A 24,728-nucleotide genomic window follows, 5' to 3' on the forward strand; every position below is an offset into this window, starting at 1 on the left:
CTATCATAAGCTATAATGAAGATTCCCACCGGAAAGGGGTGATTATATGGATAATATTACCAGACAAATCTTGGACCTCCTTAGGGAAAATGCCAAATTGACACCGGAAGAAATTGCGGTCATGCTTAAAATCGACATGGTCGAGGTGCGGGGCATTATTAAAGATTTAGAGGATAACAAGATAATACTCAACTACCAAACGATGATTAACTGGGAAAAAATAGGTGAGGAAAAAGTCATTGCCTTAATTGAGGTGCGCATCACTCCTCAGCGTGATGTTGGCTTTGATGCCATAGCCGAGCGTATCTACAGGTTTCCGGAAGTGCGCAGTATGCACTTAATGAGTGGTACATATGATTTGGCGATATTTGTGGAAGGTAGCAGCATGAAGGAAATAGCCCATTTTGTATCTACCAAACTGGCCACGATCGAAGGAGTGATAAGCACTGCCTCGTATTTTGTTCTAAAGACATATAAACAAAACGGGGTAATAATAGAGGATAATGAGGAAGACAGGAGGCTGATGGTTTCCCCATGACGCAAATAAACTGGTCGGAGAAAGTAAACCCTGTGGTGCGCAATCTCCCGCCCTCAGGTATTAGAAGATTTTTTGATTTGGTTGCTGAAATGAAGGGTGTTATTTCCCTGGGAGTAGGTGAGCCTGATTTTGTAACTCCCTGGCATATCCGCGAAGCTTGTATATACTCGCTGGAAAAAGGCTACACCATGTACACTTCCAATTGGGGTCTTCTTGAATTAAGAGAGGCTGTCGCTGCTGATGTGGAAGGTACCTATAATATCAAATATAATCCACGTGATGAAATACTAATTACCGTGGGAGTCAGCGAAGCGATGGATCTGGCCATGCGGGTGCTGCTGGAACCAGGGGATGAAGTGTTAATACCTGAGCCTTCTTATGTTTCCTACGCTCCCTGTACTACCCTGGCGGGCGGGGTGCCGGTGTTCATACCCACGGGTATGGAAAATGGTTTTCGTATTTCAGCGGAACAGGTGCAGTCATTGATTACGCCCCGAACCAAGGTTTTGCTGTTATGTTATCCCAACAATCCTACCGGCGCTATAATGGACCGAGAGGAATTGCTAAAAATTGCAGAAGTGGCAAAGCAAAATGACCTGATGGTTGTTTCCGATGAAATATACGATCGGCTAACCTATGTTGGCCAGCATACATGTATGGCTTCACTGCCTGGTATGCAGGACCGCACGGTGCTGCTCAATGGTTTCAGCAAAGCTTACGCTATGACAGGCTGGCGAGTGGGTTATGCTGCAGGACACCCGGACATTATTGGGGCTATGACCAAAATACATCAGTATACCATGCTATGTACCTCCATTACCGCCCAGATGGCCGCAATGGAGGCCTTAAAAAACGGTCAGCCGGCCATGCGGCACATGGTGGAAAACTATAACCGCCGCCGCAACTTAGTGGTGCAGGCCTTCCGGGATATGGGGTTGCCTTGTTATGAGCCTGGTGGCGCGTTTTACGCGTTTCCCCAGATATCCGGTACCGGTCTTAATTGTGAAGAGTTTGCCGAGGAATTGCTTAAGCAGGAGCAGGTCGCTTTAGTACCCGGCAATGCTTTTGGTCCATCCGGTGAAGGTTTTGTTAGAGTCTCTTATGCTGCTTCCCTGGATGACCTCAGTGAGGCTTTCCGACGCATGTCCCGTTTTGTGCGCCGCTACGGCGTACGCCCAAAAATAATTTCAACGCCCAAACAAATGGCGAACGGACAAAGTGCTTAATTAACTTCTTATTAAAGAAGGAATTTTGTCAAAGTTCATAGAAACTAACCTCAATAACTAACAATACATTTAAATTGAAATTGTCAAACTAGGTAATATAGGAGGCTGAAGCTTTGAAGGAATTGCTTTCCGGCAACGTTGCGATTGCCAGGGGAGCCTTTGAAAGTGGTGTCGTTCTTGCAGCGGGTTATCCGGGGACACCCAGTACGGAAATCCTGGAGACTCTTGCCGGATATGAAGGCATATACAGCGAGTGGGCACCAAACGAAAAGGTTGCTCTGGAAGTAGGTATCGGCGCCGCTATGGCTGGAGCCCGGGCGATAGTGACAATGAAGCACGTCGGTGTTAATGTGGCTGCAGATCCACTGTTAACTGTGGCCTATACTGGAGTTAATGGCGGATTGCTGCTGATTTCTGCTGATGACCCGGGCATGCATAGTTCCCAGAATGAACAGGATAACCGTAATTACGCTAAATTTGCCAAAGTGGCTATGCTGGAGCCGTCAGATAGCCAAGAAGCTAAGGACATGGTTGGTTTAGGTCTGGCCATTAGCGAACAATTTGATATCCCTGTAATCTTGCGTACCACTACCCGGGTAGCACATTCCCAGAGTATGGTTGAACTGGGTGAACCAGTAGCCCGGGAAATTAAACCTTATAATAAAGATGTTAAGAAAAATCTAATGGTCCCTGCTTTTGGTAAATTACGCCGGACCAGCCTGGCGGAAAGATTGAAGAAGCTGACAGAGTACAGTGAAAATACTCCTGTAAACTATATTGTCCCAGGCAGTGATAAAGTGGGTGTAATTACCAGCGGGATCAGCTATCAGCTGGTCAGGGAAGTGTTACCCGATGCTGCGGTGCTTAAACTTGGCATGACAAATCCGCTGCCTGTTGAGCTGATTAAAAAGTTCGCTGCCCAGGTGGAAACTCTATTTGTGGTAGAAGAGCTGGAGCCTTTCCTGGAAGATCAAATCCGCATGTTGGGTATTAAAGTAACCGGCAAAGAATTGTTCCCGGAAACCGGTGAATATGATCAAGGTCTACTCCGGCGCTGTTTTGTTAAAGCCGGTGTCCTGCCCGCTTCGCCGCACACGGAAGATCCAGCTGCCGGGTTGCCCCAGGCTCCGCCCCGCCCGCCGGTACTTTGTGCGGGCTGCCCGCACCGCGGTGTGTTTTACACTCTGCGTCAGCTTAAACTAACTGTGACCGGTGATATTGGCTGTTATACACTGGGTGGTCTTCCTCCCTTGGAAGGGATCGATAGCTGTGTATGCATGGGGGCCAGCATTGGTATGGCCCATGGCATTGATAAGGCGGTGCCAAGCCTCAAGGGACGCACAGTGGCGGTAATTGGTGACTCCACTTTTTTGCATTCAGGTATTACCGGGCTGCTCAATGCGGTTTATAACAACAGCGACAGTACCATCATTATTTTAGATAACCGTACTACCGCTATGACTGGTCACCAGGATAACCCAGCAACCGGCCGTAACCTGATGGGCCAGGAAGCGCCTGAGGTGGATCTAACCATGCTGTGCCGGTCACTGGGTTTAAAACGGGTGGAAGTGGTAGACCCCTTGGATATGTCCCGTCTGCAGGAATTAATTAAGGCCGAAGTTGCTATGCCCGGTCCGTCTGTAATTATTGCCCGGCGTCCTTGTGCTCTGCTTAAGCGGGAGGTTAAGCCAGCTGTAACGGTAGATGAAGAAAAATGTATTGGTTGTAAGACTTGCTTGAAACTTAGCTGCCCGGCTATTGCGGTAATTAATAAAAAAGCGTTGGTGACTGCAGAAGCCTGTGTTGGTTGTAATTTATGCGTGCAGGTATGTAAAACCGGAGCAATGCAAAGGGGGCAGGCTGATGCTTAAACCTGTGAACATTCTTATGGTGGGTGTGGGCGGTCAGGGTACTATTCTGGCAAGCAAAGTGCTGGCTGCGGCTGCCCAGGCGGTTGGTTATGATATAAAAGTTTCCGAAATTCACGGTATGGCTCAGCGGGGCGGTAGTGTTGTCACACAGGTTCGTTTGGGTGAAAAGGTATATTCACCGCTCATTTCTGAAGGTGAAGCTGATGTTATTTTGGCTTTTGAAGAGCTGGAAGCATTGCGCTGGCTGTCCTATCTCAAGCCGGGTGGCAAATTAATTATAAATAACCAGCAAATTTCCCCGGTGCCCGTACTGGCAGGAGCTGCCGAGTACCCGCAAAATATCATTGCTCAAATACAAGCGCGGGGAATAAATGTGCAGGTGCTGCAAGCTCTGGATATGGCTATTGCCTGCGGCAACGCCAAATCAGCCAATGTTGTGCTGTTGGGAGCCCTTGCTAAAAACTCCCCCATTGAAGAAAAAATTTGGAAAGATGCCCTTGCTGCCACCATACCTCCGAACTTGCTTGAAGTAAATAACGCAGCCTTTACAGCCGGCTTCACTGCTGGTACTGCTGGTCGTTAAAAAGTTGGCTAAATTTGAATAGTGCCGCCTGCTATGGTGACGGGTATTAAAATTATAGTTTTGTAAAGATGGCATAGCTTGCCATCTTTTTTCTTTGGCCATATTTCGTCCGATAGCATTTCTTAGCGTAGTAACAGTGAGCTTTTATAACGATTTGGTTACAATATATTAAAAGCAACATTTATACTATAAACGAAAATAATCCCTTAAATCATATAAAGTGGATTTGATGTTATTCCGCCGGTACATTACATGATATACTATTTATGTTGTCAAAACGTAATACAAAAAGACAAAAATAAATAATTACTGAAACAGGACAGATCTAGCAACCGTATTAACAGGTCCTGTTAGTAGAGACTGTCCCGGCACCAAAGGAGGCTGCTATAAATTGGTTATTAGTGTAGTAGAAGAAATGCGCCTGGCCCTTGAAAAGGCCTTGGTGGAGGCTGTGCGTAAGGCGGTCGAGGTGAAGGAATTACCGCCGGTGGAATTGCCCGGCTTTGTGGTAGAGGTTCCCCGGGAGCGGGAGCACGGTGATTTTGCCACCAACCTAGCCATGCTATTGCCCAGGCAAGCCCGTATGGCACCAAGAAAAATTGCTGAAGTACTAATCCAAAACCTGCCCCACTCCACCCGCTGGCTGGAAAAAGTCGAGGTGGCAGGTCCTGGTTTTATTAATTTTATTTTAGACCCTCGATGGGTGCTGGAGGCAGTACCGCTGGCGGTAAATCGCCAGGCTGATTATGGCCGGGTGCAGCTGGGGGAGAACAAAAAGGTACAGGTGGAGTTTGTCAGCGCTAACCCCACCGGTCTATTGCATATGGGCAATGCCAGGGGAGCCGCCTTGGGGGACAGTATTGCCTCAATACTAGCTTTTGCGGGCTGGCAGGTTACTCGCGAGTATTACATAAATGACGCCGGCAACCAGATAGAAAATTTTGCGCTTTCCGTGGAGGCCCGTTATTTTGAACTACTGGGTCTGGAAGGCGAGGTGCCCGAAGGCGGTTACCACGGCCAGGACATCATTGATACAGCACGCCGTTACATAGAGGAACATGGCGACAAGCTTCTTAAAGTTGACCGCCGTGTTCGTTTGGAAACACTTGCGCAGTATGCTCTGGCTGAAAAAATTGAGGGGATAAAGAAAGCCCTGGCTGACTTTGGTGTAGTATACGATGTGTGGTTTTCCGAACAGTCACTGCATGATGCCGGCAAAGTTGACGAGGCTATACAGCGCTTGCGGGAACGAGACTTCCTTTATGAGCATGAGGGTGCACTGTGGTTTAGAGCCACCAGCTTGGGCTTAGAAAAAGACGAAGTACTGGTGCGTAACAACGGGTTACCTACTTATTTTGCTGCGGATATCGCCTATCACATGGACAAATTTAATCGCGGTTTTGACCGGGTAATTAACATTTGGGGTGCTGATCATCATGGACATGTGGCTCGGCTGAAGAGCGCTTTACAGGCTTTGGGCTATGATCCGGACACGCTGCAGGTGCTTTTGATGCAGCTGGTCAGGCTGTTTTCAGGTGGAGAAATTGTTCGCATGTCCAAGCGCACCGGGCAATTTATTACACTTGAGGAACTGGTGGACGAAGTAGGCTTAGACGCTGCCCGCTACTTCTTTATTATGCGCAGCGCGGATAGTCACCTGGACTTTGATTTGGATTTAGCCCGTACCCAGTCTAACGATAACCCGGTTTATTACGTACAATATGCCCATGCTCGCATTTGCAGTATTTTCCGCCAGCTGAAAGAGCAAGGCCGGCAAGCGCCCAACCCGAAAGATGTGGATATAGAACTGCTGCGGGAAGAAGCGGAACTTGCCCTGGCCCGTCGCTTAGCAGATTTCCCTGAAGAGGTCGCCCTGGCTGCCCGCCAGCTGGCACCGCATCGCCTCACACGATATGTGCACGAGGTGGCCGGATTGTTACACAGTTTTTATAACATCCACCGGGTTATCACTGATGATGTTACCTTAACCGATGCCCGTCTGCTGCTGATGGAGGCTACCAAAGTGGTTTTGCGCAACGCGCTGGCCCTGCTGGGGGTAAAGGCACCGGAAAAAATGTAAGTCCAGTGTCCAAAATTGAGTGTTGACAGTTTGGACGGGTCATGTTTAAAATATATAGGATTTGTGTCAAAAAAAAGACTACAGGAGGCTCCTATGGCCAAGTTCATATTTATTACCGGGGGAGTGGTATCGTCCTTGGGCAAAGGGATTACTGCCGCCTCCCTGGGAAGACTGCTGAAGAGCCGCGGGCTGAAAGTGGCCGTTCAGAAATTAGATCCATACATTAATATCGATCCGGGTACCATGAGTCCTTACCAGCATGGAGAAGTGTTTGTAACTGAAGATGGAGCGGAAACTGACCTTGATTTAGGTCATTATGAGCGGTTTATCGATGTGGATTTAACTAGGAGCAGTAACGTAACTACCGGTGGTATTTACTGGTCGGTCATTACCAAGGAACGCCGGGGTGATTATCTTGGTGCTACAATACAGGTAATCCCGCATATAACTAATGAAATAAAGGAGCGGGTACTCCGGGTTGCACAGGAGCTTAATCCCGATGTAGTGCTGGTGGAAATTGGGGGCACCGTGGGTGATATTGAATCATTACCATTTTTGGAAGCCATTCGCCAGCTGAAGAGTGACCTGGGTCGGGAAAATGTGATGTACATCCATGTCACCCTGGTACCCTACCTCAAGGCAGCCGATGAGCTGAAAACCAAGCCAACCCAGCATAGTGTCAAGGAATTGCGTAGTATTGGTATTCAGCCCGATGTGTTAGTCTGTCGTACAGAAAAGCCTCTTTCCCGAGAAACAGTGGAAAAAATGGCTTTGTTCTGCGATACCGACCTGGATGCAGTGGTGCAGGCAGTGGATGCCGAATATATATACGAATTGCCCTTGATGATGGAAGCCGAGGGTCTGGGTGATTTGGTTGTGCGCCGTTTGAGCCTTAACTGCGCTAACCTGCCTGATTTAACAGAGTGGCAGGCTATGGTGGATAAAATGAAAAATTTGCACCGGCATACTACCATTGGCTTGGTGGGCAAATATGTGTCTCTGCATGACGCCTATTTAAGCGTTGCTGAGGCACTGCGCCATGGAGGCCTTTTTCACGGGGCCGCGGTGGACATTCGCTGGATAAACGCTGAGGATCTGGAAGAGCAATCCGTAGATAAATTCCTGGCTGATGTTGACGGTATTTTGGTGCCGGGTGGTTTTGGTGACCGGGGTATTGAAGGCAAGATTAAAGCTATCCAATATGCCAGGGAGAAAAATATCCCTTATTTGGGTATTTGTCTTGGTATGCAGCTGGCGGTAGTGGAATATTCCAGAAATGTACTGGGCTGGTCCACAGCCAACAGTTCTGAATTTAACGCTACAACTCAATACCCGGTAATTGATTTATTGCCCGAGCAAAAGGAATTAGACCGAATGGGCGGTACTATGCGTCTGGGGCGTTACCCCTGCCGACTGTTGCCGGGCACCCTGGCTTACCAGGCTTATGCGGAGGAAATCATTTACGAAAGACACCGGCACCGTTATGAATTAAACAACCAATACCGCGAAGCCTTAGCCGAGGCGGGTATGGTAATTAGCGGCACTTTGCCTGATCGCTACCTGGTGGAAATAGTAGAACTAAACAAACATACATGGTTTGTGGCCACCCAGTTCCACCCGGAATTTAAATCGCGTCCCAACAAACCTCACCCGTTGTTCAGGGATTTTATCGGTGCAACGCTGGCATTAAAAAATACATAACTTGCAATCACCTGAGAAAAGGCATATGTCTCAGATTTCGTGCTAACATGATATGGACAATATGGCCAGATGCAGTATAATAAACAATAAACATATATTTTATTTGCAGTTAAGCTTTGGTGAAATATCCAAAGCTTTTTGTTTTAATGTCGTAATATTGTAAAGCGTTATTTTTTGACAAGTATATTTGGTCTTGCGCATAAGGCATACTTGACATATTTCGGCAGTTACTAAACTGTACTGACCCGCATTAACCTTGTATTGCTGGTATAAACCTAAAGTATCTTGGAGGAAGGATTGTGAACTATGCTCAAACGTAAAATAATAGCCGGTCTGATTATTGGCTTTGTACTACTCTCAATAATAATCGCTGCGTTATATGGAAAAGGCAGGGGGACCGATTATTATGGGAGAAGTGGTTCTGGGAGTGTGGTGGGTGTTATTCAAATCAATGGAACGATTGTCAGCGGTGTTGATTCCAGTAGTTTATTTTCTACAGTAGCCGGTTCTGAAGGCATCATGAAACAATTGCGACGAGCTGCCCAAGACCCTTCGGTTAAAGCTGTGGTGCTGCGGCTTAATACACCCGGCGGCTCTGTCGCGGGAGCCCAGGAAATAGCTCTGGAAGTGGACCGGTTGCGCCAGGAAGGTAAAAAAGTGGTGGCTTCCATGGGTGATGTGGCCGCATCAGGCGGATATTGGATTGCCTGTCGCTGTGATAAAATAGTAGCCAATCCCGGCACTATGACCGGTAGTATTGGTGTGATTATGGAAACGCAAAATTTGCAGGGGCTTTACGATAAGTTAGGGATAGATCCCGTGGTTTTCAAAAGTGGCCCGCATAAGGATATGGGGTCAACTTCCCGGGTGGTTTCCGAGCAAGAACAGCAGATTTTTCAGAGAATGGTGGATGATATATATCTGCAATTTGTCGATACAGTAGCTGAAGGCCGGGGCATGACTGAGGCCAGGGTGCGAGAAGTGGCCGACGGCCGTATTTTCACCGGTAGCCAGGCTTTGGAGAATGGCCTGGTGGATGACCTGGGTAATTATTATGATGCGATTGAGCTAGCTGCCGGACTGGCAGGTATCAAAGGAGAACCGGAGGTGATTCATTTATCGCCTGAATATCCCTGGTGGGGCATGCTTAGCGGTATGCCGACAGGGGAACTGTCTATTAATCAGTGGGACGGGTTGCTTTTACATAAAATACCGTTTGAGTGAACGCAATAGCGTGTACTTGCCCCAAAGGCTAAAGTATTTGTGGTTAGTGTATTAAGGGAGGAAATAAATGGATAGTAAACAAACAGATAAAACTGACGCCCAAATACCGGTGGATGGGTTGCCAAAAGCGTTAGTCACTTCCGATGCTTTGGATGAAGAAGGTGCAAATGTATACCTGACCGAACAAAAGGATAATATTAATCATGATGGCCAGGATAAAAGCGGCATTTTAGATATTATTTATGGTATTCTTTTTGAACCGGGACGGACTTTTACCCGCTTCGCCCAAAAACCACCCATTGTCTCTATTGTTATTATTTTCTTGGCGCTTAACCTGGCTGAGACATTAACAAGCCTCTACACCACCCCTGTTTATATAGACAGAATAAACAGTTGGCCAGGAATAGCCGGCACTAGCGTTAACCAGGCCATGATATCCTTTATGGTCGTAGTTGGTTTCTTGTTCAGTGTAATAAAATGGTTTTTTATGGCCGGCTTATTGCATTTGCTGGCCGAACTTTATGGTGGTAATGGTACGGCGAAAAGTGTTTGGGTGGTATATGGTGCAGCAGGCTTTCCTGCAGTATTTATGATACCGCTGCAAATAGGCACCAGCCTGTTAAATGCCGGCGGGTTGTACAATTTTATCGCGGGGTTGCTAACTTTGGGTTTATATGTCTGGTGTGTAATATTATTGATTATTGGGTTGCGGGAAGTACATCAAATCACTACTGGCCGTGCTGCGCTGATTGTTATAATGCCCTGGTTGATACTTTTATTATTGTTGTTGATAACTTTAATTTTTATCGGTACCACATTATCCTCCTTCGTTATGCAGGGTTTTTAGCGTTATCGGCGAAATATGTCTAAAGCAAGCAATGATTGGGGGAAGAATAATGCCTGGTCAAAATTATGATTTACTTATTGTTGATGATCAAGCCGGTTTACGCAGGCTAATTTTCGAAGCTTTAATTGATGATGGATATTTAATTGATCAGGCTGCTAACGGCCTAGATGCTCTGGAAAAACTGAGCAGAAATAAATATCGTCTTATCTTGTTAGATGTGAAAATGCCTGGGATGAACGGTCTGGAAACTTTAAGGGAAATCAGAAAACTGGATAGTGATGTGCCGGTGGTAATGATGACGGCTTATAGTGAATTGGAAATGTTGCAAGAGACAGATGCCGGGGCTAAGCCTGTTCAGCATATTAACAAGCCATTTGATTTAGATGATTTACGTTGTTTAGTACAGGGCTATTTGTCGACAAATTGTGTTATCGGCTAGTATACCATGGTGTACCGGTAAGAAAAAGGGTTTATATATTACTGTGTCGAATAGCCAATAAATGAGTAAACGCGTAGGGCAGGAGGATAGCCATGATTATTGTTACCGATACACAAATAGCCATGAGGTGCCCTGAATGTGGAAAGCTGGATTATTATAATTTATCTCGTTTCGAATTTAGTGGTAAAAAAAGAATCGAGGTTAAGTGTTCATGCGGTTTTGTTAAACTCATTCTAACCACTAAGGACCGCCAAAATTATTGGCTTCAGGTGCCCTGTGTGGTTTGCGAGAGTAAGCATGTGAGGTCCTTAAGTGCCAAAATGCTTTGGTCTGACGAAGTAAATTATCTTTTTTGCCATGAGACCGGCCTTGAGCTAGGCTATATAGGCCCTCATGATGAAGTTAAAGTGCTGGCAGCTGCTCAGCAAGAAACGATGGAAGCGCTTGGGGATTTTGATACGGACGATGATTATTTCAATAACTCGGAGATAATGTATGAAGTGCTTAACTGCTTGCATGACATTGCCGAGCAGGGGTTACTATATTGTCAGTGCGGCAATCAGGATGTGGAGGTGGATATATTCCCCGACCGCTTGGAGTTGCATTGCAAAGATTGTGACAGTGTAAATATTATTTACGCTGAAACAGATGATGACTTGCTGGTGATCAAAGAAGTGGGTTCCATTGAACTGACTCAAAACGGATTTGAATGCTTGGATAGCTTATCAAACACGACGAAAACTAGGAAAAAACCAAATCGCAAAAATAAATAAAATAATAAACACCCCTTTTGGGGTGTATAATATTTTTATGGAGAGTAGTTGTCCGTGCTGAATTAATGTTTTATAATTAGACTCTAGTTGTTATATATTTTAAAAATATCAAAAATCAGCAAGAGAGAATAAAGTATCTTTATCTTATAAGGAGGTTCTTGTATGAGTTTGGTTCCGGTAAGTGCATTACTGCGCCAGGCACAGGCAGAAGGTTATGCTGTGGGCGCTTTTAACTGCAATAATATGGAGATTGTGCAGGCTATTGCTGCTGCCGCTGAGGCAGAAAAAGCGCCGGTTATTATGCAAGCCAGCCAGGGGGCAATCCAATATGCCGGTATTGAATATATTACTGCAATGGCTAATGTTGCCGCATCGATGATCAGTGTACCTGTAGCGCTGCACCTGGATCATGGCACCAGTTTTGAGCAAGTAATGCGCTGTATCAGATCTGGTTTTTCATCAGTGATGATTGACGGTTCCAAACATGCACTACAAGAAAACATCGCTTTAACCAGGCAAGTTATTGCTGCTGCCAGGCCGGTGGGAGTATCAGTCGAGGGCGAGTTAGGTAAGATCGGCGGCACCGAGGATGATATCCATGTCAGCGATGCCGATGCATTTTTTACCGACCCCGAAGAAGCCCGGATTTTTGTGCAGGAAACCGGGGTAGACGCGCTGGCTATAGCCATTGGCACGGCCCATGGCCGCTACAAAGGTGAGCCCAAGTTGGACTTTGACCGGTTGGAAAAAATACGTTCCCTGGTGAACGTCCCCATTGTGCTGCATGGTTCTTCAGGAGTGCCTGATGAAGCCATTCGGGAAGCTATCCGCCTGGGGGTATGCAAAGTGAACATCGATACCAATATCCGGGAAGCTTTTGTGGATAGCTGTCGGAAAGTAATGACTGATTTACCCGATGAAATAGATCCGCGTAAAATACTGGGCCCTGCCCGCGAAGCGACAGTGGAATTAATTAGAGAAAAAATTAGAATATTTGGCAGCTCAGGTAAAGCTTAATGACACCGCATTGGCACATCAATAAAAGCCAGTGCTATGGGTTATAATGACATCAGGCGCTTAAATCGTCAGATAACCATTGTGGAGGTGTCAAAGATAAGACTTTTCATAGATACTGCTAACGTAGATGAGATTAAGTCAGCAAATGAATTGGGCGTAATCAGTGGTGTAACCACCAATCCGTCATTAATTGCTCGTGAAGGCCGGGACTTTGTTGAAGTAGTCCGGGAAATTACTGCCATTGTTGATGGGCCCGTAAGTGCTGAAGCAGTCAGTACCGAGGCAGGACCAATGATTGCCGAGGCAGAGGAGTTAGCAGCCATTCATCCCAATATAGTGGTAAAGATTCCTATGAATGCGGAAGGTTTGAAAGCTGTAAATGTGCTGGCCCAAAAAGGCATCAAAACGAATGTAACTCTGATTTTTTCAGCCAACCAAGCTCTACTGGCCGCTTTAGCCGGGGCGACTTACGCTAGCCCTTTTGTCGGCCGGTTGGACGATATAGGACATGATGGGCTGGAGTTAATCAAAGAAATTGCCAAGATTTATGAACTGCACGGTTTAAAAACTCAAATTATTTCCGCCAGCATCAGACATCCCCTGCATGTAACGCAGTCAGCGTTGGCTGGTGCCCATATTGCCACTGTACCATATAAAGTTTTACAACAAATGCTTAAACATCCCCTGACCGATTTGGGAATCGAACAGTTTTTAGCTGATTGGGCAAGAGTGCCAAAAAAATAAGGAGGAGTTTCAATTGAAAATTATAGGGCGCCTCGTAGATTATTACAACCGGGTAATGGACCTGCCCGATGCGCCCTCAAAGGTAGCCCTTGGTGCAGCTCTTGGCTTGGCCTTTGATTTTTTGCCGATTCCCATCATCAGTATTCCCATAGCCTTTCTGGTGGCGCGGTTACTCGGCGGGAATGGTTTGGCCGGTGCCTTATCGGCTGCTTTCTTTAAGTGGGCAGTACCTTTTTTCTATGTTTTAAACGTGGCTACCGGCAACCTGCTGCTTAACTTTGCATTGCCCGATGATTCGGTAACCGTTGCGGTGATGGATACACATGGACCATGGATGGAGCAGTTGGTGCAACTAGGTGTACCATTTTTAGTTGGTGCTGCGGTGAATGCATTATTGGCTTGGCTGGCTTTATATTTTATCGTGCGACGTTTATTGCTGCTAAGGCATTCCCGTAAAAGTGTTAAGCGCAATGAGATGAACTGTTAGACTATTTTAATTAGGTGGGATGCCCTTGAACAATAGTGAATTGGAGAATAAAACACTAGCGGAATTATATGCTCTGGCCAAAGATCTTGAACTGACCGGGTATTCCCGGCTGCGCAAGAAGGAATTGGTTGAAGAAATTGTCAGGGCGCAGATGGAAAAAAACGGGCTGCAGTATTCCAGTGGCGTGCTGGAAATACTTCCTGATGGCTATGGTTTTTTGAGGCCCGGTCACTTTTTGCGTAGCTACGACGATATATATGTATCCTCTTCTCAGATCAGGCGCTTTGACTTACGCACCGGTGATATGGTAGCCGGGCAAGTGCGCGGCCCCAAGGACACTGAACGCTATTCAGCGCTATTGCGTGTTGAACAGGTTAACAATGCCGACCCCGAGGAAGCTGCCAAAAGACTGTATTTTGCCGGACTCACTCCTCTATTTCCCCAAGAGCGCATTACCCTGGAAACCGATAAAGATAAAATATCCACCCGCATTATTGATTTAATTGCTCCCATAGGCAAAGGCCAGCGCGGGCTATTAGTGTCGCCGCCCAAGGCGGGTAAAACCGTGCTGCTTAAGTCGATAGCCAACAGTGTTACTGCTAACCACCCAGAGATATACTTGATTGTACTGCTTATTGATGAACGTCCTGAAGAAGTCACAGATATGGAACGTTCGGTGCGCGGTGATGTAATCAGCTCTACTTTTGATGAGCCGCCGGAAAATCATGTGCGGGTAGCTGATTTAGTGCTGGAACGGGCCAAGCGGTTGGTGGAACATGGACGTGATGTGCTGATCTTGTTGGATAGCATTACCCGCCTGGCCAGGGCGCATAATTTAGTGGTTCCCCCCAGCGGGCGTACGTTGAGCGGCGGTGTGGACCCGGCTTCATTACACAGGCCGAAGCGATTTTTCGGTGCTGCCCGTAATTTGGAAGAGGGCGGCTCACTGACCATTTTGGCCACTGCACTGGTGGAAACGGGCAGCCGCATGGATGATGTGATATTTGAAGAATTTAAAGGTACTGGTAATATGGAACTGATTTTGGATCGGCGCCTGGCCGAGCGGCGGATCTTCCCCGCTATTGATGTGCAGCGCTCCGGCACCCGTCGGGAAGATTTACTTTTTAGTAAAGATGAACTGGAGCTGAACTGGTATTTCCGTAAAGCCACCGCAGGTCTCTCTCCCATGGAAGCCCTTGAATACATCAGCGAGCGTATTAAAAAAACCAAATCAAACAGTGAATTGCTCCGTGCTTATTGCAATGTGCGCGGGCAAAAGCCAGCCAAGTCAGGGTCCGGCACCTCCTCCGTATTTTAAGTAGCAGTGTCTTCGGTGATGTATATGTATTAGCTTCTCCGGCAATAATTTTAAATGAAGCAAATATTTACTAATATTGTAGGAGAGGTTAATTACAAAATGCTTATAACAAGAAAGAAAACTTTAATTACCGCTGTTTTGGCTACCTTACTGGTAACCGGTTGCCTTGCTGCTTCCAACCAGCCTGCCCAGGCCAGGCTGGATGAGCTGCTAAGCCCCGATAATCCTTATCAGACACCGCTGGTGGCCGAACAAGCTGTGCAGCAAAACATCCAGGCGTCGGCTGTGCCTCGTACTTATGTTGTACAAAAGGGCGATACATTAAGCGAGATTGCTCTGCAATATGACATTGATGTTAACCAGCTGGCTGAAATTAATAACCTGCGCGATGATAATCATATTATTAAAGGCCAGGTAATTATACTTCCTGGCACAGCGATACCTTATCGGGTAGAGCGTGGTGAAACACTCAGCAGAATTGCATTGCGTTTCGGGTGTTCGGAAACAAGGCTGGTGGAAATGAATGAATTGCGTGACCCTGACCATATATTGGCCGGCCAGCAGATATTAATCCCGGCCGGTCAGGGTGGCGGAGACAGACAGGTTTCCAGCGGGCTGCCCTTGAACCAATTTGAATGGCCAGTGTTGGGCTGGATTAGTTCCCCATATGGGATGCGCGATAATGCTATGCACGAAGGTCTTGATATTGCGGCTGACCAGGGTCAGCCGGTACAGGTTGTCAAAGACGGGCGGGTAGTATTTGCCGGACCGCGAGGCACATATGGCAATACCGTCATCGTTGACCACGGCAACGGGCTGCGCACTTTGTACGCACACAACTCTCGTTTACTGGTGAGTGAAGGTGAACAGGTATCCGCCGGCCAGCGTATTGCCCTGGTGGGCAGTACCGGTCGCTCCACCGGCCCGCACCTGCATTTTGAAGTGCTGCTCAACGGCACCCCTGTTGACCCGGCCCTTTGTCTTGAACGCTCCTATGCATAGATTGGTTGCTATTAACGTGTTCATAAAAGTTAAATAGAAAAAGAGGGGTTGTCCTTAGTGGCAATCCCCTTTTGTTTATAAGGCAATAATTTTCTTGGTGAGTAAGTTGAAAACCACCAAGTGTTTTTTAATGATATTTTGATAACGGCTATCGCAAGGTCAGGCATAATTTCAACTTCATTTAAACCACAAACTGCTTTATACTTAATCATGACAAATAAAGACAGAAAATGTTGAAAAAGTGGGTGTGCCAGATACCATGCAATTATTGTATGCTGATAAACAAGGTCGCATGTATGATCACGGGCTGAAAGCTGTCGGGCGTATCGGTGATCGGCTGGTGGAAGTAATGGATGAAGATATGCTGGAGCTGCCTCCCGGGGCCTCATTGACGCTGTTGCCCGGCAGTGCTCCGGTGGGTATGGATGAACAGGGAACCTTCAAACTGCTGAAACAAGTGCCCGGCTGTGGTGATGCAGCCCTGGCCGTGGGAGCCTTGTTACCTCAAGGATATACCCGCACCTTACTGCCCGGTTACCAGCGCCGGACGGGCCAAATACTGCCCTTGTTGGGCTATGCGGCCGTAGCCTGGCGTGAAGGACGGGTTTATGTAGCTGCTGTTCGCACCGACGACCCGGACCGCTGGGACCCCGCACAATATAATTCAACAGCTTTGCCAGAGTTGGTGCGGAACAGGCTGGCCCAAGCACCTCGGAACCGCGTATTGGCTCAGCTGGCACACTGTGCCCTGGAGTACAGTTGTTATACTGCGCAAAATGTTTTTTACGGCCGCTGGGAGGGTGGACTGCCCGTGTCCCCGATCTGTAACGCCCGTTGTCTGGGTTGTATATCACTGCAGCCTGCCGAATGCTGCCCATCTCCCCAGAGCCGGCTGACCTTCCGTCCGACCTGCTCCGAGGCAATGGAAGTAGCTGTGCACCACCTGCGCTATGCTCCGGAGGGTATTATCAGTTTTGGCCAGGGCTGTGAAGGTGAACCGGCGCTGGCGGCGGACGTTATATCTGAAGTAATCGACGGGGTGCGCCAAAAAACCGGCCGTGGTACCATTAACATGAACAGCAACGCGGGTTACACCCGGGGGGTGGAGAAGATTTGCCGGGCCGGGCTTGATTCGCTGCGGGTTAGCCTGATTAGTGCTCGGGAAACAGTTTACCATGCATATTACCGGCCGCGGGATTACCGCCTGGCCGATGTGGCCGAATCTATACGGCTCGCCCGTTCCCTTGGGGTGTATGTGTCGCTGAACCTGCTGGTATTGCCTGGATTAAACGACCGTGAGGTTGAAATTGAAGCCCTGATTAAATTTATTGGTGACAACGGTGTGAATAAGGTACAGCTGCGCAATTTGAACATTGACCCCGACTATTTTTTCAGCCAGGTACCTGCCGATGGAGAGATTTGCGGAGTTGACCGGCTCATTACAACGTTGCGCAATATGCCTGGCCTGGAGTTGGGCAACTTTTCCAGGCCGGTTATTTAATGCTGGGTATGTAGCAATGTAATATTTTCTTGCTTGACAAAAATCGTTATGCTATAATAATCTAGTGTCTCAAAAGGAAACTTTCGTTAACTGCAATATCTGCCCATATATATTCTACCAGAAAGAGGTGAGCCATCATGAAGGAACAAATTCATCCCCAATATGGAGAAGCAAAAGTAACCTGCGTTTGCGGAGAGACTTTTATCACCGGTTCCACCAAAAAGGAAATTAAGGTGGAAATTTGCTCCAAGTGTCACCCGTTTTATACCGGTTCTCAGCGGACTGTGGAAACAGGCGGGCGAGCGGAAAAATTCCGCAAAAAGTACGGCTTGAAATAAGTCATATCAGCAGGGCGGGTGCTCTGCTTTTATTTTATCTATATGAGAATCGCTTAAATGGCCAATGGTGCGAGGTGTGGTGATTCTGTTGGAGTCACTAGTATTGGCCTGCAAGCGCTTTCTTTTTCAGCCAACCAGGCTAGGCGGAAGAGGAGGAGGCTTTTGCCGGTGGTAGCGGGCATCTCCCACGAGCTGTTTGAAAGCTGCAGCCAGGTATGAAGATAACTTTTTTTTACGCCTGATGGCCATGCCCGGTAGATGGGTGCAAGGGTTGACCACTGCGGAACCGGATGATGATATGGTGGAAGTGGCTATGACTGCCTTTAAGGCAGTGCTTAGTGAAAATAGAGGTGAGGTCAGTGTTAGATAAGCTGGAAAGCCTGGAAAACAAATATGAAGAATTAAGCCAATTAATCGCGGATCCAAAGGTAATGGAAGACCAGGGCCGTTGGCAGCAGTATGTAAAATCCCATTCCGATCTCAGTGATGTGGTTGCGGTATACCGCGATTATAAAAAAGTTCTGTCCGAACTTGAGGATGTTGGACAGATGCTCAGTGAAAAGCTGGATAATGATATGCGGCAGATGGTCGAGCTGGAACAGGAAGAACTTGCCGATAAAAAACAAGAAATCGAAAGACGTCTCAAGATACTGCTGCTGCCCAAGGATCCTAATGATGACAAAAACGTGATTATGGAGATTCGGGCTGGTACCGGCGGAGAAGAGGCAGCCTTGTTTGGCTCTGATCTGTTTCGTATGTATACCCGTTTTGCCGAACTAAAGGGGTGGCGCACCGAGATATTGGATTCCCACTTTACCGATATTGGTGGAATTAAGGAAATAGTTTTTCTTATTGAAGGCAAGGGAGCATATAGCCAACTTAAATTTGAGAGTGGCGTACACCGGGTCCAGCGTGTGCCGACCACCGAGTCGGGCGGGCGTATCCATACCTCTGCTGCCACGGTAGCGGTACTGCCCGAGGCCGAAGAAGTCGAAGTGGATATAAACCCCAATGATTTGCGCATTGACGTTTTTTGTTCTACAGGCCCCGGCGGGCAATCGGTAAACACTACCCAATCGGCGGTTCGAATTACCCACATCCCCACCGGCTTAGTTGTTTCTTGTCAGGATGAAAAATCCCAACTGAAGAATAAAGATAAAGCCATGAAGGTATTGCGGGCCAGGCTGCTGGACCAGGCCCAGTTTGAACAACAGCAGCAAATGGCCAGTGCACGTAAATCCCAGGTGGGCTCGGGCGACCGGAGCGAACGAATCCGTACCTATAATTTCCCTCAAAACAGGGTCACTGACCACCGGATTGGGCTGACCCTGCACCGGTTACAAGAAGTGTTGACGGGCAATTTACAGGAAATAGTGGACGCGTTAATTACAACTGACCAGGCTGAGCGTCTGCAGCAGGTAGATTGATATGGGTCTTACCGTGAGGGAAAGACTGCTCCAGGCAGCTAAATACTTACGCGACAAAGGAGCCTTTTCGCCGCGTTTGGATGCCGAGGTGCTGTTGGCTCATGTGCTGGGCCGGGATCGTGTGTACCTTTACCGGGAAGCGAGCCTGGTGCTTAATGCGGATAGCGAGCGAATATACCAGGCGCTACTGGAACGCCGGGCGTGCGGTGAGCCTGTAGCTTATCTTACGGGTCATAAAGAATTCATGGGGCTTGACTTTGCAGTTGGGCCCCATGTTTTAATACCCCGACCGGAAACTGAACTACTGGTGGAAAAAGCTCTTGCCATACTGGCTACTTGGCCAGGTCAGCGGCTGGCAGTTGATGTTGGTACAGGAAGTGGTGCAATAGCCGTAAGCCTTGCTAATATGGCACCGGCGGGTACTGTGGTACATGCTATTGATATATCACCCCAAGCCTTGGAGATAGCCCGGGCCAATGCCCTGCGCCATGGTATAGAGGTTGTTTTTCACCGGGGTGATCTGCTGGCACCCTTGCAAGGGGTGCTCGCCCCCGGCTCAGTAACCGTAATTACGGCTAACCTGCCATATATACCCAGTAATGCTATGGCGGGACTACCCCGGGATGTGCGTAATTATGAGCCTGCACTGGCTTTGGATGGCGGTTCTGATGGATTGGATGTATATCGTCGACTTATACCACAGGCGGAAACCTGGCTTTCTCCCGGCGGGCAGCTACTTATGGAAATTAGCCCGGAGCAGGCTGAGCAGGCCTTGGCTTTACTATCCCCGCCCCACTGGCTGGCCGGCGCATATCAGGACCTGTCCGGTAGACCGCGGCTTATCTGTGGCTTCAAACAATCAGAGCATTTACCTGATTAGCAACAACTAGTTAATTTGGCAGCGGTTGTATTTTTGGAACTTGAGACAGAAGTTTGGTATACTCTCGCGTTCTTTTATCGCCTGATCCTTTGTGGTATACTAGTCCAGTGAATGTACACACTGATCACGTTGTGTTTATTAGCCATAGCAGTTGAGCAATATCGCAGGAAAGGATTTATTGTGGAAAGAGCAGCTAATAAAACGCGTCACCTGGTAGTGGAACCCGGGCAGCCGAATGCCGCCATTATTCAGGAGGCTGGTGCCTTGCTACGGAAGGGGGAACTGGTGGCTTTTCCCACTGAAACTGTATATGGCCTTGGCGCCAATGCACTGAATGCTCACGCCGTAGCTAGTATTTTTGCGGCCAAGGGGAGGCCCGCAGATAATCCATTAATCGTACATACTGACAGTCCAAAGTCTCTGGAACGGTATATCGACCAATTTCCGCCGGTTTTGGCGCAGTTGGCTGCACGTTTTTGGCCGGGCCCTTTGACGCTGGTTCTGCGGTGCAGCCATGCTTTTCCCCCGGTGGTTACCGGCGGGCTTGATACCGTGGCGGTACGGGTGCCCGCCCATCCTGTAGCATTGGCTTTAATACGAGCGGCGGGGGTGCCGGTGGCTGCCCCCAGCGCGAATGTTTCGGGTCGGCCAAGCCCCACTATTGCGGCCCATGTGCTGGATGATTTATCAGGTAAGATTGCGCTGGTGCTGGATGGTGGACCTGCCGGCCTGGGCGTTGAATCGACGGTGCTGGATATTTCCGGCGATAGACCGGTTATTTTGCGACCCGGCGGCATAATTCAGCGGGATTTGGAAGCCGTGCTTGGCGAAGTTAAGATTGCCCCGGAGGTTGACGACGTGGCTTTAGCCGGTGACCGTCCCCGGTCACCGGGCATGAAGTATACTCACTATGCTCCTCGGGCTCCACTGGTACTCTTTGAGGGCTATGATCCCGGCAGGGTGGCAGCCGGCGTATTAAATGAAGCGATGCGTATGGCTGCGGATGGCCGCAAGGTAGGTATTTTTACTTATTGTGAAACAGCGTCATTGTATGATGGACAGGGCTATAGCGTGGTCGTGGCCGGCAAGCGCTCCGATCCCCGTACGGTTGCTGCTTCTTTGTATGCATCGCTGCGCCGGTTTGATCACCTGGGGGTGGAAGTGATCCTTGCCGAAGGAATAACCCCTGACGGGCTGGGGATGGCGGTGGAGAACAGGCTGCGCCGGGCTGCGGGAGGGCATGTGGTTACTATATAGTGCCAAAAGCAGATAAAATTAACTTCAGGTGCATAAATATATAACAAACTGCTACGGCAAACAAAATAGTTGGAGGAAATGCTTTGGAGTTACTCACATTGCTGGCGCTGGCTGTAGCCCTGGGCACCGATGCTTTTTCCATGTGCCTTGGCCTGGGACTAGCCGGCGTAACCCGCCGCCAGGTATTGGTGATTAGCCTAACGGTACTGGTATTTCATATTGTTATGCCTCTGCTGGGCTGGTATGCCGGCGAATTAGCGGGCGCCCTGGCAGGACGGGCCGCCGGTATTGCAGGCGCCCTGCTGCTGATATATTTAGGCGCAAAAATGATTCTTTCAGAGCTAAAGAGCGGTGATGCCGCTAATCCCAAGGTTGTGCTGGTAAATAACCTGGGGTTGTTTTTACTGGCCGCCAGTGTTAGTATGGATGCCTTGAGTGTGGGTTTTTCCCTGGGCACCAGGCAGGTTAATTTACTCCTTACTGCCGGAGTTATTGGCGCCGTGGCCGGAGTTATGACAGCTGCCGGTTTACTTCTGGGCCGTTTTGTAGGTGACAGGGTAGGTAAGCGGGCTGTGCTGGTTGGCGGTATACTATTAATCGTGATTGGAATATACATGGTTTTATCCTGATGGCTGGGAGGTGATGTCGGTGGCCAAAAAAAAGATACTTTTTGTCTGTACCGGTAATACCTGCCGCAGCCCCATGGCTGAAGAACTGGCCCGGCGGGCGTTAACAGAACTTTACCCGGAGTACCGGGACATAGAGTTTGCCTCTGCAGGGCTTGCAGCCTTGTCCAATGGAGGTGCTTCATGCCAGGCGGTTTGTGTATTAAAGGAGATGGGTCTTGACCTGAGCCGGCATAAGTCAGCCCGGGTAGGTCCGGAAGACATTGAGAGTGCTGTTTTAGTACTAACTATGACCCGTGCTCACCGGGACCATTTAAAACGTCTCATGCCAGGTGATGCAAATAAAATTTTCACTCTGGCCGAGTATGCCGGCTCCGGCAAAGATATACCGGATCCCTTTGGAGCCGGCTTAGCAGTATACCGGAGCGTAGCCGAAGAGTTGGACAAGCTGTCACGGGCCATGCTGCGGCGGTTTATCCAGGGGTTAAGCCTAACCTAAACGTTTTATGCTTCGTTAGCTGAGAGCTTTTTTGATTACTGGTGAAAATAATTCATTTTGGCTGAGTAATAGAGGAAACCGGGTATAATTGTAGAATATTTCTTAGTTAAGGCGGTCTTTTGTAGAACCATCATAAGGAAGTGTAGCTATTGCAGGTGGCTATTGGTAGTGATCATGGAGGGTTCAGGTTAAAAACGGAAATTATTAACTATTTAAAAGAACAGGGCATTGACTATCATGATTTTGGTACATATTCCACTGATTCGGTGGATTATCCTGATTTTGCCCGGGCGGTGGCGGAGGCCGTTGCTGCAGGAAAATTCGAGCGGGGAATTCTCTGTTGTGGTACAGGTATTGGGGTGAGTATAGCCGCCAATAAAGTAGCCGGCATTAGAGCCGCGCTTTGTCATGATACCTTTTCCGCCCGCATGGCAGGAGAACATAATATGGCCAACATTATAACCTTGGGGGAGCGCGTTATTGGCACTGGGCTAGCCCGAGATATCGTGGCGGCATGGTTAAATGCAAAATTTGCCGGGGGAAGGCATACACAGAGATTGGAGAAAATTGCGGCTATGGAAAGAGATGCCTGCTTCCGTTAGAGTTTGCCGGTGATACATAGTTTGCTAAGTTTAGGAGGATATTTTATGAGTTTTAACAGCCCGCTTGCCGAAGTGGATCCAGAAATTTTTCAGGTCGTAACACAGGAGCTGAACAGGCAGCGTAATACCCTGGAACTGATTGCTTCAGAAAATATTGTCAGCCGAGCCGTTATGGAAGCCCAGGGTACCGTGCTTACCAACAAATATGCCGAAGGTTTGCCCGGGAAGCGTTATTACGGGGGCTGCGCCGCTGTAGATGTAGCTGAGGCGTTAGCTATTGAAAGGGCCAAAATAATTTTTAATGCTGAACACGTTAATGTGCAGCCCCATTCCGGCTCACAGGCCAATACGGCTTCTTATTATGCCCTGCTTGAACCGGGTGATACTATTTTAGGAATGAGCCTGGCCCACGGCGGGCACCTGACACATGGCAGCCCGCTAAACATTTCCGGCCATTATTTTAATGTGGCATCATATGGTGTTGAACCAGATACCGGCCGGATTAATTACGACAAGGTTATGGATATTGCATCTGAAAGCAAAGCTAAAATGATAGTTGCCGGGGCCAGCGCTTATCCCCGGGAAATAGATTTTACCCGCATGGCTGAAATTGCTGAAGCTGTGGGTGCTTATTTGCTGGTGGACATGGCCCATATCGCCGGCCTGGTGGCAGCGGGTTTGCATAACAGCCCTGTGCCCTGTGCCGATGTGGTTACCACCACCACCCATAAAACATTGCGTGGCCCCCGGGGCGGTATGATTCTTTGTAAGGAAAAATACGGCGCAAAAGTGGACAAGGCCGTTTTCCCAGGTATCCAGGGTGGCCCGTTAATGCATGTGATTGCAGCCAAGGCGGTGGCCTTTGGCGAAGCGCTGCAGCCTGGCTTTAAAGAATACCAGCAGCAGATTGTTAATAACGCCAGGGTTCTGGCCGAAGCCCTTTCCGAGCGCGGTTTTGAGCTGATTTCCGGTGGTACCGACAATCACATGATGCTGGTTGATTTGCGCAACAAACATCTCACCGGCCGGGAAGCGGAACAAACATTGGATGAAGTGGGAGTCACGGTTAACAAAAACGCCATTCCCTTTGACCCGCAGAAGCCGCTTGTAACCAGCGGGATCCGGATTGGCACCCCTGCTGTAACCACCCGTGGTTTAAAAGAAGCCGAAATGGTTGAAATAGCAGAAATAATTCATCTAGCGCTAAGCTTTGGCGATGATGCCGGACGCCGGGCCCAGGCCAGGGAGATGGCTGCCGACTTATGCCGCCGGTTTCCTATCTATGAAGAAGGTGGCATTTATGCAGCGTCCCGCCTGGGATGATTATTTCATGGAAATAACCGGAGTGGTGTCCCGGCGTTCCACTTGCTTGCGCCGCCAGGTAGGGGCGATTATCGTATTGGATAACCGCATTTTAGCCACCGGATATAACGGTGCCCCAGCTGGTATGCGCCATTGCCTGGAAACAGGATGTATGCGGGAACAGCAGGGCATACCTTCCGGCGAGCGGCATGAGTTGTGCCGGGGGTTGCATGCTGAGCAAAACGCTATATTGCAGGCAGCTGTTCATGGCATTCCCATTGCTGGAGGAATCTTTTATGTAACCCACCAGCCCTGCATACTCTGCGCCAAGATGATAGCCAACGCCCGCATTGCCAAGGTAGTATACCGCGGTGATTACCCCGACCGGCTGTCTTTGGCTGTATTTGAGGAGTCGGGTATCGAGCTGGCACGGTACGAGGTTTAAA

General features: G+C 48.5%; 27 protein-coding genes. All 27 read left to right on the forward strand.

Annotation, left to right across the window (positions count from 1 at the left end; genetic code table 11):
- Positions 1-46: 46 nt before the first annotated feature.
- The 27 genes from SPSYN_RS03590 to SPSYN_RS03720 all read left to right on the forward strand — a co-directional run bounded on the left by SPSYN_RS03590 (position 47) and on the right by SPSYN_RS03720 (position 24,727).
- A complete protein-coding gene (locus tag SPSYN_RS03590; RefSeq protein ID WP_161821132.1) occupies positions 47-538 on the forward strand; it encodes an Lrp/AsnC family transcriptional regulator in 492 nt (163 codons plus the stop codon).
- Positions 535-1,764 carry an aminotransferase class I/II-fold pyridoxal phosphate-dependent enzyme gene (locus SPSYN_RS03595; RefSeq protein WP_161821133.1) on the forward strand — a complete coding sequence of 410 codons (1,230 nt, stop codon included), beginning with the start codon at positions 535-537 and terminating at the stop codon, positions 1,762-1,764. Before SPSYN_RS03590 ends, SPSYN_RS03595 begins: the two co-directional genes overlap by 4 nt.
- Positions 1,765-1,877: 113 nt before the next feature.
- Positions 1,878-3,635 (forward strand): indolepyruvate ferredoxin oxidoreductase subunit alpha, encoded by a 1,758-nt coding sequence (gene iorA / locus SPSYN_RS03600; RefSeq protein ID WP_161821134.1) that lies wholly within the window; start codon positions 1,878-1,880, stop codon positions 3,633-3,635.
- Positions 3,628-4,218, forward strand: a complete 591-nt coding sequence (locus SPSYN_RS03605) for an indolepyruvate oxidoreductase subunit beta (protein ID WP_161821135.1) — start codon at positions 3,628-3,630, stop codon at positions 4,216-4,218. Before iorA ends, SPSYN_RS03605 begins: the two co-directional genes overlap by 8 nt.
- Before the next feature lie 415 nt (positions 4,219-4,633).
- Positions 4,634-6,298, forward strand: a complete 1,665-nt coding sequence (argS, locus tag SPSYN_RS03610) for an arginine--tRNA ligase (protein ID WP_161821413.1) — start codon at positions 4,634-4,636, stop codon at positions 6,296-6,298.
- A 93-nt stretch (positions 6,299-6,391) separates the two neighbouring features.
- Positions 6,392-7,999, forward strand: coding sequence for a CTP synthase (locus tag SPSYN_RS03615; protein WP_161821136.1), 1,608 nt, complete (start codon positions 6,392-6,394; stop codon positions 7,997-7,999).
- 306 nt (positions 8,000-8,305) lie between these two features.
- Entirely contained in the window at positions 8,306-9,223 is a 918-nt protein-coding gene (gene sppA / locus SPSYN_RS03620) for a signal peptide peptidase SppA (protein ID WP_161821137.1), read from the forward strand.
- A gap of 67 nt (positions 9,224-9,290) precedes the next feature.
- Positions 9,291-10,070 (forward strand): Yip1 family protein, encoded by a 780-nt coding sequence (locus SPSYN_RS03625; protein WP_161821138.1) that lies wholly within the window; start codon positions 9,291-9,293, stop codon positions 10,068-10,070.
- Between the two features lie 49 nt (positions 10,071-10,119).
- On the forward strand, positions 10,120-10,509 hold the full coding sequence (locus SPSYN_RS03630) for a response regulator (RefSeq protein WP_161821139.1): 390 nt from the start codon (positions 10,120-10,122) through the stop codon (positions 10,507-10,509).
- Positions 10,510-10,601: 92 nt separating this feature from the next.
- Positions 10,602-11,282 carry a hypothetical protein gene (locus tag SPSYN_RS03635; protein ID WP_161821140.1) on the forward strand — a complete coding sequence of 227 codons (681 nt, stop codon included), beginning with the start codon at positions 10,602-10,604 and terminating at the stop codon, positions 11,280-11,282.
- Between the two features lie 162 nt (positions 11,283-11,444).
- Positions 11,445-12,299 (forward strand): class II fructose-1,6-bisphosphate aldolase, encoded by an 855-nt coding sequence (locus SPSYN_RS03640; protein WP_161821141.1) that lies wholly within the window; start codon positions 11,445-11,447, stop codon positions 12,297-12,299.
- 96 nt (positions 12,300-12,395) lie between these two features.
- The gene (gene fsa / locus SPSYN_RS03645) at positions 12,396-13,043 is read left to right on the forward strand and encodes a fructose-6-phosphate aldolase (protein ID WP_161821414.1); all 648 of its coding nucleotides are present in this window, start codon (positions 12,396-12,398) and stop codon (positions 13,041-13,043) included.
- Positions 13,044-13,056: 13 nt separating this feature from the next.
- Positions 13,057-13,530, forward strand: a complete 474-nt coding sequence (locus SPSYN_RS03650) for a DUF2062 domain-containing protein (RefSeq protein WP_161821142.1) — start codon at positions 13,057-13,059, stop codon at positions 13,528-13,530.
- 25 nt (positions 13,531-13,555) lie between these two features.
- Entirely contained in the window at positions 13,556-14,848 is a 1,293-nt protein-coding gene (gene rho / locus SPSYN_RS03655) for a transcription termination factor Rho (RefSeq protein ID WP_161821143.1), read from the forward strand.
- 99 nt (positions 14,849-14,947) lie between these two features.
- Positions 14,948-15,850 (forward strand): M23 family metallopeptidase, encoded by a 903-nt coding sequence (locus SPSYN_RS03660; RefSeq protein WP_161821144.1) that lies wholly within the window; start codon positions 14,948-14,950, stop codon positions 15,848-15,850.
- Between the two features lie 259 nt (positions 15,851-16,109).
- Positions 16,110-17,351 (forward strand): radical SAM family protein, encoded by a 1,242-nt coding sequence (locus SPSYN_RS03665; RefSeq protein WP_161821145.1) that lies wholly within the window; start codon positions 16,110-16,112, stop codon positions 17,349-17,351.
- 137 nt (positions 17,352-17,488) lie between these two features.
- Positions 17,489-17,689, forward strand: a complete 201-nt coding sequence (gene rpmE, locus SPSYN_RS03670) for a 50S ribosomal protein L31 (RefSeq protein WP_161821146.1) — start codon at positions 17,489-17,491, stop codon at positions 17,687-17,689.
- Positions 17,690-17,746: 57 nt separating this feature from the next.
- Positions 17,747-17,908, forward strand: a complete 162-nt coding sequence (locus SPSYN_RS03675) for a hypothetical protein (RefSeq protein WP_161821147.1) — start codon at positions 17,747-17,749, stop codon at positions 17,906-17,908.
- The gene (locus SPSYN_RS03680; RefSeq protein WP_161821148.1) at positions 17,886-18,059 is read left to right on the forward strand and encodes a DUF1385 domain-containing protein; all 174 of its coding nucleotides are present in this window, start codon (positions 17,886-17,888) and stop codon (positions 18,057-18,059) included. The genes SPSYN_RS03675 and SPSYN_RS03680 overlap by 23 nt, the downstream gene beginning before the upstream one ends.
- Positions 18,049-19,116, forward strand: coding sequence for a peptide chain release factor 1 (prfA, locus tag SPSYN_RS03685; RefSeq protein WP_161821149.1), 1,068 nt, complete (start codon positions 18,049-18,051; stop codon positions 19,114-19,116). Before SPSYN_RS03680 ends, prfA begins: the two co-directional genes overlap by 11 nt.
- Position 19,117: 1 nt before the next feature.
- The gene (prmC, locus tag SPSYN_RS03690) at positions 19,118-19,996 is read left to right on the forward strand and encodes a peptide chain release factor N(5)-glutamine methyltransferase (protein WP_161821150.1); all 879 of its coding nucleotides are present in this window, start codon (positions 19,118-19,120) and stop codon (positions 19,994-19,996) included.
- A 180-nt stretch (positions 19,997-20,176) separates the two neighbouring features.
- Complete coding sequence (locus SPSYN_RS03695; RefSeq protein ID WP_161821151.1) at positions 20,177-21,253, forward strand: L-threonylcarbamoyladenylate synthase; 1,077 nt, start codon at positions 20,177-20,179, stop codon at positions 21,251-21,253.
- Between the two features lie 83 nt (positions 21,254-21,336).
- The gene (locus tag SPSYN_RS03700) at positions 21,337-21,882 is read left to right on the forward strand and encodes a manganese efflux pump MntP (RefSeq protein WP_161821152.1); all 546 of its coding nucleotides are present in this window, start codon (positions 21,337-21,339) and stop codon (positions 21,880-21,882) included.
- Positions 21,883-21,901: 19 nt separating this feature from the next.
- Positions 21,902-22,378: a low molecular weight protein arginine phosphatase gene (locus SPSYN_RS03705; RefSeq protein ID WP_161821153.1), complete on the forward strand. Its 477-nt coding sequence runs from the start codon at positions 21,902-21,904 to the stop codon at positions 22,376-22,378.
- A 149-nt stretch (positions 22,379-22,527) separates the two neighbouring features.
- Positions 22,528-22,980, forward strand: coding sequence for a ribose 5-phosphate isomerase B (rpiB, locus tag SPSYN_RS03710; protein WP_161821154.1), 453 nt, complete (start codon positions 22,528-22,530; stop codon positions 22,978-22,980).
- A gap of 45 nt (positions 22,981-23,025) precedes the next feature.
- Positions 23,026-24,303 (forward strand): serine hydroxymethyltransferase, encoded by a 1,278-nt coding sequence (locus SPSYN_RS03715; RefSeq protein ID WP_161821155.1) that lies wholly within the window; start codon positions 23,026-23,028, stop codon positions 24,301-24,303.
- A complete protein-coding gene (locus tag SPSYN_RS03720) occupies positions 24,281-24,727 on the forward strand; it encodes a deoxycytidylate deaminase (RefSeq protein ID WP_161821156.1) in 447 nt (148 codons plus the stop codon). The genes SPSYN_RS03715 and SPSYN_RS03720 overlap by 23 nt, the downstream gene beginning before the upstream one ends.
- The last annotated feature ends 1 nt before the right edge of the window (position 24,728 follow it).

Source organism: Sporotomaculum syntrophicum (assembly GCF_009932395.1).
Classification (GTDB): Bacteria; Bacillota; Desulfotomaculia; order Desulfotomaculales; family Desulfallaceae; genus Sporotomaculum; species Sporotomaculum syntrophicum.